Source organism: Sphingomonas sp. GW821-FHT09B04 (genome assembly GCF_059418285.1).
Genome location: NZ_JBWKPO010000002.1, coordinates 1 through 13,370, shown reverse-complemented (window position 1 = coordinate 13,370; position 13,370 = coordinate 1). Strand labels below are relative to the sequence as shown.

The 13,370-nt window shown below is 64.1% G+C and carries 15 protein-coding genes; 5 read left to right on the top strand and 10 right to left on the bottom strand.

The genetic code is table 11. The annotated features are described in order from the left end of the window. The 3 genes from AC07NK_RS05880 to AC07NK_RS05870 are packed head-to-tail and all read left to right on the top strand — an operon-like array spanning window position 1 to window position 1,731. Window positions 1–900, top strand: a complete 900-nt coding sequence (locus AC07NK_RS05880; RefSeq protein WP_495169653.1) for a DMT family transporter — start codon at window positions 1–3, stop codon at window positions 898–900. Next, complete coding sequence (locus AC07NK_RS05875; protein WP_495169652.1) at window positions 897–1,376, top strand: GNAT family N-acetyltransferase; 480 nt, start codon at window positions 897–899, stop codon at window positions 1,374–1,376. The genes AC07NK_RS05880 and AC07NK_RS05875 overlap by 4 nt, the downstream gene beginning before the upstream one ends. Further along, window positions 1,366–1,731, top strand: a complete 366-nt coding sequence (locus tag AC07NK_RS05870) for a TfoX/Sxy family protein (protein WP_495169651.1) — start codon at window positions 1,366–1,368, stop codon at window positions 1,729–1,731. The genes AC07NK_RS05875 and AC07NK_RS05870 overlap by 11 nt, the downstream gene beginning before the upstream one ends. Here AC07NK_RS05870 and AC07NK_RS05865 read toward each other — a convergent pair. The 3 genes from AC07NK_RS05865 to AC07NK_RS05855 are packed head-to-tail and all read right to left on the bottom strand — an operon-like array spanning window position 1,712 to window position 4,891. Next, entirely contained in the window at window positions 1,712–2,365 is a 654-nt protein-coding gene (locus AC07NK_RS05865) for a DUF1345 domain-containing protein (RefSeq protein ID WP_495169650.1), read from the bottom strand. The two genes, AC07NK_RS05870 and AC07NK_RS05865, sit on opposite strands and share 20 nt — an antisense overlap. Window positions 2,366–2,406: 41 nt before the next feature. Further along, complete coding sequence (ppa, locus tag AC07NK_RS05860; protein ID WP_495169649.1) at window positions 2,407–2,946, bottom strand: inorganic diphosphatase; 540 nt, start codon at window positions 2,944–2,946, stop codon at window positions 2,407–2,409. A gap of 31 nt (window positions 2,947–2,977) precedes the next feature. Continuing rightward, window positions 2,978–4,891, bottom strand: coding sequence for a M61 family metallopeptidase (locus AC07NK_RS05855; protein ID WP_495169648.1), 1,914 nt, complete (start codon window positions 4,889–4,891; stop codon window positions 2,978–2,980). Window positions 4,892–5,036: 145 nt separating this feature from the next. Between AC07NK_RS05855 and AC07NK_RS05850 the strand changes: the two genes are divergently transcribed. Continuing rightward, the gene (locus tag AC07NK_RS05850) at window positions 5,037–6,383 is read left to right on the top strand and encodes a methyltransferase family protein (RefSeq protein ID WP_495169647.1); all 1,347 of its coding nucleotides are present in this window, start codon (window positions 5,037–5,039) and stop codon (window positions 6,381–6,383) included. A gap of 184 nt (window positions 6,384–6,567) precedes the next feature. Here the strand turns inward: AC07NK_RS05850 and AC07NK_RS05845 are convergent, their stop codons facing one another. The 3 genes from AC07NK_RS05845 to AC07NK_RS05835 form a co-directional block, all read right to left on the bottom strand. Next, window positions 6,568–6,888 (bottom strand): hypothetical protein, encoded by a 321-nt coding sequence (locus AC07NK_RS05845; RefSeq protein WP_495169646.1) that lies wholly within the window; start codon window positions 6,886–6,888, stop codon window positions 6,568–6,570. A 474-nt stretch (window positions 6,889–7,362) separates the two neighbouring features. After that, window positions 7,363–8,148, bottom strand: a complete 786-nt coding sequence (locus AC07NK_RS05840) for a hypothetical protein (protein ID WP_495169645.1) — start codon at window positions 8,146–8,148, stop codon at window positions 7,363–7,365. A 349-nt stretch (window positions 8,149–8,497) separates the two neighbouring features. Next, entirely contained in the window at window positions 8,498–8,767 is a 270-nt protein-coding gene (locus tag AC07NK_RS05835) for a DUF2798 domain-containing protein (protein ID WP_495169644.1), read from the bottom strand. A gap of 121 nt (window positions 8,768–8,888) precedes the next feature. Here AC07NK_RS05835 and AC07NK_RS05830 point away from each other — a divergent pair, with 121 nt between their 5' ends. Then, entirely contained in the window at window positions 8,889–9,782 is an 894-nt protein-coding gene (locus tag AC07NK_RS05830; protein ID WP_495169643.1) for a LysR family transcriptional regulator, read from the top strand. Window positions 9,783–9,913: 131 nt separating this feature from the next. On the opposite strand, the gene AC07NK_RS05825 is transcribed toward AC07NK_RS05830, so the two are convergent. From AC07NK_RS05825 to AC07NK_RS05810, 4 genes are all read right to left on the bottom strand, one after another. Further along, window positions 9,914–10,963: a mannose-1-phosphate guanylyltransferase/mannose-6-phosphate isomerase gene (locus tag AC07NK_RS05825; RefSeq protein ID WP_495170338.1), complete on the bottom strand. Its 1,050-nt coding sequence runs from the start codon at window positions 10,961–10,963 to the stop codon at window positions 9,914–9,916. Window positions 10,964–11,026: 63 nt separating this feature from the next. Beyond that, on the bottom strand, window positions 11,027–11,854 hold the full coding sequence (locus AC07NK_RS05820; RefSeq protein WP_495169642.1) for a class I mannose-6-phosphate isomerase: 828 nt from the start codon (window positions 11,852–11,854) through the stop codon (window positions 11,027–11,029). A 31-nt stretch (window positions 11,855–11,885) separates the two neighbouring features. Beyond that, window positions 11,886–12,770, bottom strand: a complete 885-nt coding sequence (galU, locus tag AC07NK_RS05815) for a UTP--glucose-1-phosphate uridylyltransferase GalU (protein WP_495169641.1) — start codon at window positions 12,768–12,770, stop codon at window positions 11,886–11,888. Window positions 12,771–12,917: 147 nt separating this feature from the next. Then, a partial coding sequence (locus tag AC07NK_RS05810; RefSeq protein WP_495169640.1) for a hypothetical protein occupies window positions 12,918–13,370 on the bottom strand: 453 nt, incomplete at its 5' end.

The following is a 13,370-nucleotide window of genomic DNA, read 5'->3' as shown; positions in this document are numbered from 1 at the left end:
ATGCGTCCCGTTTCACACCTGACGGCCTTTGCCGTCGCCGCGCTCGGCATCGCCATCTTCTCGTCGATGGATGCGGTGATGAAGGGGCTGGTGATCGGCCTTGGCGCATACAACGCGCTGGCGTGGCGCATGCTGGCCGGGACGGTGGTGAGCGGAATTCCCTATGCGCTGTCGCGGCCGCGGATGCCGCCGCGCGCGGTGTTGAAGATCCATCTCGTGCGCGGCATCGTCTCGGCGGCGATGGCCTTCCTGTTCTTCTGGGGGCTGGGGCGCGTGCCGATGGCACAGGCGATCGCGCTGTCCTTCATCGCACCGATCATCGCGCTGTTCCTCGCCGCGCTGATCCTCAAGGAACGCATCACGCGGATGACGATCATCGCCACTGCCATGGCGTTCGCCGGTGTGCTCGTGATCCTGTGGGGGCAGGCGCGCGCCGATCTGGGACCCGATGCGTTCCGGGGTGCGATCGCCATCCTCGCCTCCGCGGTCTGCTATGCCTGGAACATCATCCTGATGCGCCAGCAGTCGCTGGTCGCGGGAGCAGGCGAAGTCGCCTTCTTCCAGACGATCATCGTCACCGCCGTGTTTCTGCTCGCCGCGCCATGGCTGCTGGTGCCGCCGCCGCTGAATCAGGCGCCCGCTTTGATCTTTGCCGCGCTGCTGGCGACAGCGTCGCTGTTCCTGCTCTCCTGGGCATATCGCCATGCCGAGGCCAGCTATCTCGCGCCGAGCGAATATACCGGCTTCCTCTGGGCGACGCTCTGGGGCTGGGTGGTGTTCGGCGAGCACGTATCCCTTTTCACCGTCGCCGGAGCGGCGCTGATCGTCGGCGGGTGCATCCTCGCCGCGCGGCGGCGTGACCATGCCCCGGTGGCCGACAGCGAGGCACTTCTTCCATGATTTCGATTCGACAAGCCGGCCCCGAGGATTTCGATCTGGTCGCTGCATTCATCCGCAAGCTCGCCGATTACGAGAAGCTGGCGCATGAGGTGCGTTTCGACGACGCGGTATTGCGCGGCCATCTGTTCGGCGAGCGGCCAGCGGCAGAGGTGCTGATCGGTGAGGTTGATGGCGTGCCGAGCGGGTTCGCGCTGTTCTTCCAGACCTTCTCGACCTTCGAGGGCAAGCCGGGAATCTGGCTCGAGGATCTGTTCGTCGACCCCGATGCGCGGGGTTCAGGCCTTGGCCGCGCGCTGTTGTCGCGGCTGGCCGGGCTGGTCGTCGAGCGCGGCGGTGCGCGGCTCGAATGGGCGGTGCTCGACTGGAACGAGCTGGGCAAGGGCTTCTACCGCTCAATCGGCGCGGGGCCGGTCGACGGCTGGGAGCGCTGGCGGATGGAGATCGACGCGATCGAGGCGCTGGCGCGTGGCGTTTGACGCCGGCCTGCTTGACTGGGTCGCCGAGGCGATGGAGCCGATGGGCACCGTCACCCACCGCAGGATGATGGGCGGGGTGACACTCTATCTCGACGGGACGCTGTTCGCGACCATCTCGAGCGACGACGTGCTGTGGTTCAAGGCCGATGCGCAGAGCGATGCGGTGTGGGACGCGGCGGGCTGCGAGCGCTTCACCTATGAGATGAAGGGCCGGGTCGCGAGCATGAACTATCGCCGCGCGCCCGACGATGTGTTCGACGATGCCGATGCGATGCGCGAATGGGCGGCGCTGGGACTGGAAGCCGGACAGCGAGCGCCCGAGAAGAAGCCGAAAGCTAAGCGCCGAGCGCGTTGATCGTGAAGGCGATGATCCCGAGGTTGAACACGAACGCGGCGAGGCAATGGAAGGTCACCGCGCGCCGCATCGGCCGCGTGGTGATCGTCACGTCGCTCGTCTGGAAGGTCATACCGAGGCAATAGGCGAAATAGACGAAGTCCGAATAATCGGGTTCCTTGGTGTCGGGGAATTCGAGCCCGCCTGCGTCCTGCCCACTCCGCGCCGAGTAGAAGAGATGCGCATAGTGCAGCGCATAGACGGTGTTGCCGAACAGCCAGCACAAAGCGAGCGTCGCGATGACCAGCGCGAGCCGCGCCGGCTCCGGTACGCCGGGCGGAAGGAGTACGCTGGCGATCGCGGCGAACACAGCCAGGCTGATCGCGGTGGTGATGACCAGCAACGCGACGCGGTTGGCGTCGTTCTGCCGAGCCGCCGCGCGCATACGGCGCGATTCATGGCGAAGCAGCGGCACGCAGGCGAGAAGGAAGGCCAGCGCGGCAACGTCGAATGCCGCCATCACGCCGAAGCGGAGGCCGATCGCGGGAATTGCGGCTGAAGAGCCGATAGCGAGGATTGCCGCGAACAACAGGAAGCGCGGCGGCGCGATCCGGTTGCCGATGGAACGGCGGTGCTGATCTGCCCCCTCCCGCATCGCGCCAGACTAGGCGAGATGCGGGCGGGTGGCCAGATAGCTCAGGCGGCCTTGGCGTTCTTCGCGGCTTCGATCGCCTCGACGACGATGCGGCGGGCTTCGTCGGCATCGCCCCACTGGCCGATGCGCACCCACTTTTCGGACTCAAGGTCCTTATAGTGTTTGAAGAAATGCTCGATCTGCTGGAGCACGATCGAGGGCAGATCCTGCCGCTCGCCCACGTCCGAATAATAAGGGAAAGTGGTGTCCACGGGGACGCAGATCAGCTTCTCGTCGCCGCCGGCCTCGTCCTCGAGCTTGAGCACGCCGATCGGGCGGGCGCGCACGACGCAGCCCGGAATGAACGGCGAACGCGAGATCACCAGTGCGTCGAGCGGGTCGCCGTCAGGCGACAGCGTGTGCGGCACGAAGCCATAATTCGCCGGATAACGCATCGGCGTGTGCAGGATGCGGTCGACGAACAGCGCGCCCGAGGATTTGTCGAATTCGTACTTCACCGGCTCGCCGCCCGTCGGGACTTCGATGATGACGTTCAGGCTGTGCGGCGGATTGTCGCCGACAGGAATCATGTCGATGCGCATCTAAACTTCCTCTGTTGGTTCGGCTTCCCCGTCAGCGCGGGGCGAGCAACCGATCCAGACCACCCTCTCCGGTGCCGATTTTTTCGAGGCGCGGATAGCGCAGCCCTTCGTGATAGTCGATGGCGATTTCGCGGTATCGGGTTCCCTTCTTGACGAGCAGCCTGACCGGCTCCTTCGTCCCCTTTGCTGCCCTGACCGCATCCTTGAGGCGGTCGTCCGAATATTCGCGACCGCCGACCGCGACGATCGTGTCGCCGACATCGAGCCCCGCCTCGAACGCCGGCGAATCCCACGTGACCGAGCCGATCGCCCCGCCCTTCCCGACCGACAGGCCGAGCGAATAGCTGAGGTCCGTGCGGCTGGCGCGCTTCTCGCTGTCCTTGAACGCCGCGGTCGGCTCGTCGGTGTAGATCAGGCGATAGCCATTGGCGGTGAACCCCGTGAGCGGCGCGCGCTCGGTCAGGCCGTTGAGGCGCTGATTGAGGAAGCCCGCCCAGTCATAGGGCTGGATCGCGTTCAGCGTCGCAGCGACATCGTCGATCTTGTAGGTCAGCACACCCCAGTCGCCGTCGCGCATCCCGAAAAAGGCGCGCGCGAAATCGTCCATCGATTTCTTGCCGCCGGTCTGTGCGCGCAGCATCGAATCGACCTCGAGCCAGATCAGCAGGCCTTCGTTGTAATAGTCTTCCGACCGCTGCCAGCTCACCCAGCCCTTGGGCCGGCGCGCAGAGATGATCGGATCGTTGGTGGTATCGACCATCGCCCGCCAGGTCCGCGCCGGGCGGTTGTCGAGGCTGGCGGCAATGTTCGCCAGCATGTCGAGCGTATCCTGTTTCGACACGATGCCCGAGCGCGCCTGAAGGATATAGCCCCAGAACTGGGTCTGCCCCTCATAGACCCACAGCAGCGAGTTGCGCATCGGGGTGCGGAAATCGGGGGTCCAGCTGTCAGCACCGCGGCGGAACTTGCCGTTCCAGCTGTGCACGAACTCATGCGGCAACAAATTGCGCGAGCCGGGGCCGTCGCTCCACTTGGTGAAATAGCCGGGCTTCACACCATTTTCGGAGCTGCGGTGATGCTCGAGCCCGATGCCGCCCATCTCGTCGCTGATCGACAGCAGGAATTCATAGCGGTCGTAATGCTGCGCGCCGAACAGCTTGACCGCCTGCGTCACAAGGCTCTTGTGCGCCTCGATCTGCTCGGGCTTGGCGTCGAGCTCCTTCGCCTCGTCGGCGAAGACGTTGAGGTCGACGCGATCCGACAGTTTGAACTCGCGATAGTTGAGGCCGGCGAACACCGGCGAGTCGATCAGCGTCTCGTAATCGGTCTTGTCATAGACATAAGCCGCGCCCTGCTTCTTCGCGGGGAGGCCCGACACCGCGGTCCAGCCCTCGGGATAAGTGACGGTCGCCTGAATCGGAATGCGGCGGGTAAACCAGCCCGCAGGATAGAGGCTCACCTGCTCGAACTCGAGGTTGAGCATGGCGGGCGCGATCGAGACGCGGCCCTGATCGCTGTCGGTGGCGCCGGTAAACTGGAATTCGAGATCGAGCTGCTTTGCGCCGCGCGGCACATCGACATGGAAGGCCCAGACATCGACCGTGTCGCGCTTCCACGGCACCGCCTTGCCGCCCGCGCTGATCTTGAGGCCGGTCAGCTTCTCGACCTCGCCGCGCGCAGCGTGCTTGCCGGGGAGCCAGGCCGGCATGAGCAGGACCATATGACCGTCCTGTGCCACCGGAATGGTCTGCTTCACACGATAGATCGCCTGCTGGACGTTGGTCGCGTCGACCCGAAGTGTGATCGTGCCCGGATAGGCGGTGTCGCGCGCTGCGGGGATCCGGTTGTCGAACGGCAGCGGCTGGGGCGCGCTGTTCTGGCCAAAAGCAGAAGGGGCGGCGGCGGTGGCGAGAAGCAGAGCGGAAAGCGCGATGACGCGGCGCATAGGGGCCTCAGGTGTAGGAAAGGATATGATGTTACACCTTTAGGCGCGGCGGGGCGGCGAGGTAAAGTCCCCACCAGCCTATCCCGGGCACGCAGAGGAATAGGACTGGAAACACCCTTCATGGCTTGCTTACCATTCGCGGGCTATGCGGAACGACATGTATCACGACCCTGTCCTCGCCACTCCGGCCAAGGCCGATCCGCGGCCCAAGTCCGCGGTCAGCACCGGATGCGGGCTGGCCGGTCTGATCGGGATGGCATGCTGGCTGGCCTTTGCGCGCAGCCGCGGACTCGACGGCCCCTATGCGGCGCTGGTCAATCTGGTCGCGGGCGGCGTGCCGATGGTGCTGTGGGCAGTGCTGGTCGACAAGGTCCACCGCAACCCGAGCACCGGCGTGAAGTGGGAGAATCCCCGACCGCTCAGAGAAACGCTCGACATCTCGATCACCAAGATCGCGGGGCTGTGGCTGACCTGGGGCGGGATCGCAGCAATCTATTCGGTGTGCCGCTTCTACTGGGAGGGCAATTTCGCCTTTGCCATGTGGTGCTTCCAGATGGCGGCGCCGGCGCTGTTCATCCTCTCCGTCCCCTATGTTCTGTGGATCGACCGGCGGCTGGAAAAGCCGAAGGACGGCGCATGGATGCTGGGCGCCTGGCTGCTCGGCAACAAGGACGAGATCGATCACGACGCGATCCACAACCATCTGCGCAGCTGGGCGGTGAAGGCGTTTTTCCTTGCCTTCATGCTCGCGATCGTGCCGCCGGGTTATGGCGGGTTTGTGCGCGCGAGTACCGACGGCATCCTGCACAACCCGATCGCGCTGGCGCAGTGGCTGATCACGGGCATGTTCATGCTCGACGTGGCGTTCGCGACGGTGGGCTATATCCTGACCTTCCGCCCGCTCGACAGCCATATCCGCACCGCCAACCCCTATGCCGCGGGCTGGGCGTTCGCGCTGATCTGCTACCCGCCGTTCATCCTGATGGGGAATGGCGGACCGCTGGACTATCACCCCGGCACGTCGGACTGGACCCACTGGCTGGCGGGGCATGACATCTTGCTGTGGATCATCGGCGCGGTGCTGGTGGCGCTGACCGCGATCTATGCCTGGGCAACGATGGCGTTCGGCTTCCGCTTCTCAAACCTCACGCATCGCGGGATCATCACCCACGGGCCCTATGCATGGACGCGGCACCCGGCGTATCTGTCCAAGAATTTGTTCTGGTGGATCAGCACCTGTCCGCTGCTGGTGACCACGGGCAGCCTGTACGACGCGATCCGCGCGACGGTGCTGCTCGCCGCGGTGAGCGGCGTCTATTACATCCGCGCCAAGACCGAGGAAAAGCACCTCGGCGCCGACCCGGCCTATCGCGAATATAGCGAGTGGATGGAGCGCAACGCGCCCGTGCCGCGGCTGGTGGCATGGGTGACGGGGTGGACGTTCAAGCCGGGCTATGCGGGGTTGAAGAATCTGGATCAGCGCGCCGACTGATCTTCGGCGAAGTTGACACAGTTACGCGGAACGCGATTCATTCTGTCAATCCGGTCGCCTTTGTCGGAGGGTTCGGGTTCGTCATCGAACCGGTCGAATCGACGCGATCAAAGAGCGGCCGCCATGCGGCCTGTCGATGCAAGCAAACCAATTCCAACATTGCAAGCGGGGGCGGATTGGGCGGTTAGCGGACAAACCAGACGGGTGTGTCCACGCCCTGCTGCCAAAGCGCCTCGAAGCCCTCACGAGACATGGTTTGAAGCTCCAGCCCATCGAAGCCCTCGGTTAGCGACACATCAATCAGAGAAGGGCAATGATCGCCGTGGCGCTCTTCGATTTCGATGCTGTTTCTGGTGATGCGGCCATCTGCAAAGACTTCGATCGTCCGGATGACGGCATCTGCCACCTCGCTGACCTCGTAGTGAAGCCAGGCCGGCATCTCAGCCGGGACTTCCGCATCGGGCCAGCGGAGGCGATAATAGATCGGTTCATCAGATGGCGTCATGGTAACACCATAGCTACGGCCACCTTTGGTTCAATGTCCGCCATTGGGCCGTTCGGCAACTGACCGCCTTGGCCAAGGGAGCGCAACGCGCCCGTGCCGCGGCTGGTGGCGTGGGTGACGGGATGGACGTTCAAGCCGGGCTATGCAGGGTTGAAAGATACGTCGCACTGACTGCGCTTTGCGGAATCAAAGGCGACCGCTCTCCGCCTGAAAGAGTCGATCTTTCAATAAATTAAAACGATTGCGACTGCTCGAGAAGGTCAATCTGCATCCCCTCCCTATGGACTGGTTCCTAACGATTCGCTATGTATGACTACGGCGGGAGCCAAGGCTCCCGCCGCGCCGGTGTTCACAACAACAAGATCGCGATTAGGGCGAAAGCCCCCAGAGCGATCAGACTTGTAGCGAACATTGGTTACCTCCAGACCCTGGGGACAGAACCGCCCCAGATCGGTTGCCCCGCACGGGCTAGGTTCACTTCACCACCCGAAAGAGTGGTGTCGCATCATCGGAGGAAGTTGACGCTTCCTCGGCTTGAGAGGCCCCGGCGGCTGGTCCGTTCGGGGCCTTCTCGTGTCCAGGGAGGGCATACACAGATGCCTCCTCGTCGTGGACAAGCTCTTCCCGCTCTACAAGGCGCTTGAGTATGTTGTAGATTGAGGAACTGTTGCGCATGCTCAGGCGAAACTGAGGTAGCGCAGCCAGATGATCGCGCATTGCGGTAGCGCGCGACGGACCGTTTTCCGCGAGAAAGCGCTTCACCTCGTCCGCCATTGGCGAATAGCGCGGATCATGACCGCGAACCGGGTGGCGTTCACCTGCTTGCACCTTATCCAGGTACCGCTTGTACCCCGCCGGGGTGAACACATGATTCATGTGCCGCACGATAACTTCATCGCGCTCCAGCCTACGGAGCGCACCATAGAATGGTTTATGGTTCGAATTTTTCTTGAGCACCTCGGCTAGAGCACCCGGAAGCGCATCTTTCAGGTCGCTGTAGGAGATACCCTCAGCGTTTTCCTTCGCGATGTTGGAAATCTCGTCCATCCACGACCCGGGCATCATTCTGCCATCGGCGCGCCGCGCATTGGACGGCGCGAGACTCTCCCCCCTAGCCACAGCGATCAGGCGCTCAAGATATAGCCGCTTCTCATGTAGCTGGCGGATCGCGTCCTCAATCTTCTTGTGCTCCGCCTGCCAGCGCCGGATGTCTTCCGCGCCGGGCAGCTCGAACATACTGGACAGAGAGTCGTTGGTCACGCCCCCTGATCCTCTCATTCACCCTCCGTGTCAACCACAAGGAGAACGAATCCTGACTAATGGAAAGCGGAACATGACCCCCTAAACGTTCCACTCGCAGGTGGAGGCAAACCCACGGAAGGCATTATGACGCGACTTTGCGATTGCCAGGCGCGAGACCCGCAATTACCGCTCAGAAAATCAGAGAGTTAGGTTTCGGTGCGTGCTAGATGCAGCACCCCACCCCCACGACCCTTCCCAAAGGGCCGATCGCCCTCGCGATGCAGCGCCAGCGCGAGATGGTCCCGCGCTGCCCGCCTTGTCGCCGCAATCATCGCGGGCGCCCCGCAGGTGACGGGTCGCCTACCGATCACTGCCCCTGCGGTTGCTCCACGATGACACCCACGATCCGGCGGACGATGGGCAGCACCAGCAGCAGCGTGGGAAACGCGACGATCCATGATGCGCCCCATGCCTTTGGCCAGCCCAGGGCAAAATCCGGTCCCAGCCCGATCGACGCGACGGTCGCCACCGCCGAGACGACGCCGGACATGATGATCGACAGGATCAGCGGCATCAGGATCCGGGCATAGCCGGGCGGAAGCTTCCTGCGTCGTGGCCGTTCCTGATCGATGTGCATCGCCGATACTCCTTGTCCGCTCGCCCGCCTGTGGCAGGCCGTGGAACGCGGATATATTGTCAAAGATATCGCGAACAATCCGGGCTATAGGCTAGTCTCCATCCCGTTTTTCGAGATAATCATGGCGCGCATCGAAGACCTGGAAACGTTTGTGGCGATCGCCGAGGGCGAAAGCCTGACCCGGGCGGCGCGGCAGCTGAACCGGTCGCTGCAGACCGTCAGCCGGTCGCTCGCCGCGCTGGAGGCGGAGATCGGGGTGCAGCTGGTTCACCGCACCACGCGCCGTTCGTCGTTGAGCGAGGCGGGGCAGGCCTATTACCGGCGGATCAAACCGGCGGTGCTGGAGATCCGGGAGGCGCGGCTGGAGGCGGCCGATCGGCGGGTCGAGCCGGTGGGGGTATTGCGCGTCGGCGCGCCGGTGCTGTTCGGTCCCGATTTCCTGGTTCCGATCATCGCGGAGTTCATGGCGCGCCATCCGCAGGTCGAAGTCGATCTGCAGCTGAGCGACGGGTTCACCGATCTCGCCGCCGAGGGGCTCGACCTGGTCGTGCGCATCGCCGAGCTGCCCGATTCAGGCTTGCAGGGGAAACGGCTGGGCGCGCTGCGCCGCGTCGTGTTCGGTGCGCCGTCCTATTTCGCGCGGCATGGCCGGCCCCTGCATCCCGCCGAGCTGCGCGAGCATGCCTGTGTCATCCGCACGATCGACCAGCGACCCAGTCAATGGGCGTTCCAGATCGGCGGAAAGAAGCACGCGGTGGGGGTGCGCGGATCGTTCCGAACCAACACGATGGGCGCAGTCTATTCGGCGGTCAGCGCGGGCCTTGGCCTTGGTTACTCGCCGCTGTGGCAGATCCGGCGCCTTGTCCAGAGCGGGGAGGTCGAGATCGTGCTGGAGGAATTCGAACCGAGGCCGGTGCCCGTCCACGCACTGTGGCAAGAGGGCAGGTTTCCGCCCGCCAAGGTCCGCGCGTTCGTCGACCTGCTCGCCGCGCGACTGAAGCTCGACGGGCTCTGATCCGAAGCCGGGGTAGCCCTAGCCCAGCAACCCCTTGGCGAGTTCGCGCACCGCCGGGCCGATATCCTCGCGGCTGAGCGCCAGGTCGAACGCTCTGGAAGGTGACGCAGCGCAATCGCCAGCGTCAACGATCATTTCTTCATGGCTTCGATAACGCGCTTCACGTCCTGACCGCGCCCGCGCGGCAGGATCAGCACATCGTCGCCGTCGACGACCACGATCAAGTCGGAGACCCCGACCAGCGCGACCCGCTTGCCCTTCCCGGCCTGGATCAGACAATTGGCGGTATCGATCGCGACAATGTCGCCGCGACAAGCATTCCCCGCCGAATCGCACCCGCTGATCGCGTAGAGCGCGTCCCAGCTTCCGACATCGGACCAGCCCATGCTGACCGGGACGACCGCGACCCGCGCAGCCTTCTCCATCACCGCATAGTCGATCGAATCGGACGGCGAACTGGCGAATTCAGCGGCATCGGGCAGAATCCGGACGCCATCGCGAACCGCCTTCGCCATCGCCGCGCGCGATGCCGCGAGCATCTCAGGCGCAAACTCCGCCAACGCATCGAGATAGGTGCCAGCGAGAAACAGGAAGATCCCGCCATTCCAGGCGTGATCCCCCGCCGCGATCATCGCCTCCGCAACCGCGCGCTGCGGCTTCTCAATGAAGCGCTCGACGCGATGCACTCCTCCGCCGATCGGTGCACCGACCTGAATATAGCCGTAGCCGGTCTCGGGCGCGTCAGGCGTGATGCCGAACGTCATCAGCCAGCCCGCCTCGACTGCGGGCATTGCGGCCTGAATCGCAGCGTGGAACGCGCCGACGTCCCCAATGACATGATCTGACGGCATCACCAGCAGAGGGGTGTTGCCGCCGCCAGCGGCCAGCGCCGCCAGCGCCGCCAGCGCGATCGCCGGTGCCGTGTTGCGACCGAGCGGTTCAAGAATCAGCGCCTGAGCGCCAGCGCCGACCGCGTCAAGCTGGGTCTCGACCATATCCGCGTGCAGCGCACTTGCCACGATGATCGGCGCGGCGAAACGCTCTCCTTGCGGCGTACGGCAAGCAGTGAGCTGAAGCATCGTTTCGTCGGCGGTCAGTGCCAGCATCTGCTTGGGCTGTTCCGGACGAGACATTGGCCATAGCCGGGTGCCCGCTCCGCCGGACAGGATGACCGGGACGATGGGCTTGCTCGTGTCACTCACAATATTCTCCTGACCGCTCGCCCCGCTACCAACACCGGCCCTTCACTCGAGTCGCTTGGTGCCCGGATAGGCAAAGAGTAGATCGCTGTCGCGGGAAGCGGTCAGCGCAATGCGCCCCGTCACGGTCAGGCATTCACCCGCCTTCCACGCGATACCATCCACCGTACCATGCCCGCGCACCGGCACCAGCCAACCGGTCGCCCCGTCGGGCATGGTTGCGTCGCGCTCACCACCGGACCAACGCTCGACCACGAATTTGGGACCCTCCACGAGGATTACCCGCCCCGGCTCCGCCTCTCCCGGCACCGGCGCGTCGACAAAAGGTACCGCGCGAGCGACCGCCACCCCGTCTTCCAGATGCAATTCGCGCGGACGACCATAGTCATAGAGCCGATAGGTGGTCTCGCTATTCTGTTGAATCTCAATCAGCGTGATCCCAGCGCCAATCGCGTGGATGGTGCGCGACGGGACATAGACGAAATCCCCCGCCTTCACCGGCTTCCAGTCAAGCAGCCCCTCGATCGATCCGTCCAGCGCTGCCGCACGCAATGTATCGGCATCCACCTTCTCATGTGTTCCCAGCGCGATCGTCGAATCGGGCTCGGCTGCCAGGATCACCCAGCACTCGTCCTTGCCCCGCCGCAGCCCCCGTTCACGCGCCTGCGCGTCATCGGGGTGTACCTGCACCGACAGCTTCTCGCTGGTGAAGAGATATTTGACCAGCAGATCGGGCGCCCCATCGCCGGGCGTCTGGAACCAGACCTCACCGACCGGCTCCCCGCCCGCTTCCGGATCGACGAAGCCAGGCCAGAGATGCGACCGCCCCCAGGGTTTCTCCACTCGATACGTGGCCAGAAGCGCCGCAGGCATAGTCACCTCGATATACTGGAGACCTGCTAACCTACGAAGAGTTAAGAAGGTCCACAGCAAATGCTCGCACCGCCGGCCCGATGTCCTCGCGACTGATCGCCAGTGCGAGGTTGGCTTGCGCATAGCCGGCCTTGTCGCCGCAATCATAGCGCACGCCCTGGAAGGTGACGCCATGGAAGGGCTGGCCGCCGATCATGCGGGCCATCGCGTCGGTCAGCTGGATCTCGCCGCCCGCGCCCTTTTCCTGCCCCTCAAGCACGCGCATCACCTCCGGCTGGAGGATGTAGCGGCCGATCACGGCGAGATTGCTGGGGGCGGTGCCAGCCTTGGGCTTTTCGACCAGCCCCTTGACCTCAGTCAACGTGCCGTCGCGCATGCCGGGGGTGATGATGCCGTATTTGTCGGTGTGGCTGTCGGCCACTTCCTGCGCGCAGAGCAAATTGCCGCCGACCTTGTTGTACGCCTGTACCATCTGCTTGAGGCAGCCGGGCTGGCTGGCGGCGCCGACCATGAAATCGTCGGCGAGGAGGACCGCGAAGGGCTCGTCCCCGACGATGTCGCGTGCGCACCACACAGCATGGCCGAGCCCCATCGGCTCCTGCTGACGCACATACGCAATCGCACCGGGCTTGAGGCGCGTGCCGTCGAGCGCATCGAGCGACTTGCCGCGCGCGGCCATGGTGGTCTCCAGCTCATAGGAGATGTCGAAATGGTCCTCGATCGCGCTCTTGCCGCGGCCGGTGACGAAGATGAGCTGCTCGATCCCGGCCTCCAGCGCCTCGTCCACCGCGTACTGGATCAGCGGGCGGTCGACGACGGGCAGCATCTCCTTGGGAAGCGCCTTGGTCGCGGGGAGGAAGCGGGTGCCGAGCCCGCCGACGGGGAATACAGCCTTGCGAAGCGGTTTGATCATCATGGCGCGCGCATAGCGTAGTGACAGATCGAGAAAAAGTGGCTTGTACGGACGGGCGTGCGTCGCTGAGCGCAAACCAATCCCAGGCGCGGCTGAAAAAAATGGCGGCCGAAGCCGCCATTTCGTTGCGCCCTGGCAGGTGCGCCTGGCTTAATTGCTGTCCGAATCGTCGCCGCCTGAAACGACCAGAACCACAGCGATGACAGCGACGACGCCAAGAAGCGGAAGCAGGAAACCGCCCGCAGCCTCGTTGCTTTTGGACGACGCCGTCGCCGCCCGGTCAATGGCAGGGCTCTGAGACAGACTGAGCGACTTAGCGGAGTTCGCCTGCGCGACACCCGAGCCGGCCAGCAACAGAGCTGCGCTGGCGCCCGTCAGGATGTTCTTCAACCTCATGTCGATTTTCCCCTTCATGCGGCAATCCCGCGCAACCACTATATCCCGCTCGTCCGCAGCGCATAGACCAAAATGTAACCAGTTGATCGCACCTGATGCACAGTCGGTGCTTCGCGGGCTATTCGGGGCCAACCACATGGACTTGCTGTGTTGTGGGGTTGCGCTAAGAGCGCGCGGACGTTTGTCGAAAGGGTTTTGGCGTGCGTA

Coding starts and splice junctions, on each gene's coding strand:
- AC07NK_RS05880 (WP_495169653.1), top strand. CDS start 1: ATGCGTCCCGTTTCACACCTGACGGCCTTTGCCGTCGCCGCGCTCGGC.
- AC07NK_RS05875 (WP_495169652.1), top strand. CDS start 897: ATGATTTCGATTCGACAAGCCGGCCCCGAGGATTTCGATCTGGTCGCT.
- AC07NK_RS05865 (WP_495169650.1), bottom strand. CDS start 2,365: ATGCGGGAGGGGGCAGATCAGCACCGCCGTTCCATCGGCAACCGGATC.
- ppa (WP_495169649.1), bottom strand. CDS start 2,946: ATGCGCATCGACATGATTCCTGTCGGCGACAATCCGCCGCACAGCCTG.
- AC07NK_RS05855 (WP_495169648.1), bottom strand. CDS start 4,891: ATGCGCCGCGTCATCGCGCTTTCCGCTCTGCTTCTCGCCACCGCCGCC.
- AC07NK_RS05850 (WP_495169647.1), top strand. CDS start 5,037: ATGCGGAACGACATGTATCACGACCCTGTCCTCGCCACTCCGGCCAAG.
- AC07NK_RS05845 (WP_495169646.1), bottom strand. CDS start 6,888: ATGACGCCATCTGATGAACCGATCTATTATCGCCTCCGCTGGCCCGAT.
- AC07NK_RS05835 (WP_495169644.1), bottom strand. CDS start 8,767: ATGCACATCGATCAGGAACGGCCACGACGCAGGAAGCTTCCGCCCGGC.
- AC07NK_RS05830 (WP_495169643.1), top strand. CDS start 8,889: ATGGCGCGCATCGAAGACCTGGAAACGTTTGTGGCGATCGCCGAGGGC.
- AC07NK_RS05820 (WP_495169642.1), bottom strand. CDS start 11,854: ATGCCTGCGGCGCTTCTGGCCACGTATCGAGTGGAGAAACCCTGGGGG.
- galU (WP_495169641.1), bottom strand. CDS start 12,770: ATGATGATCAAACCGCTTCGCAAGGCTGTATTCCCCGTCGGCGGGCTC.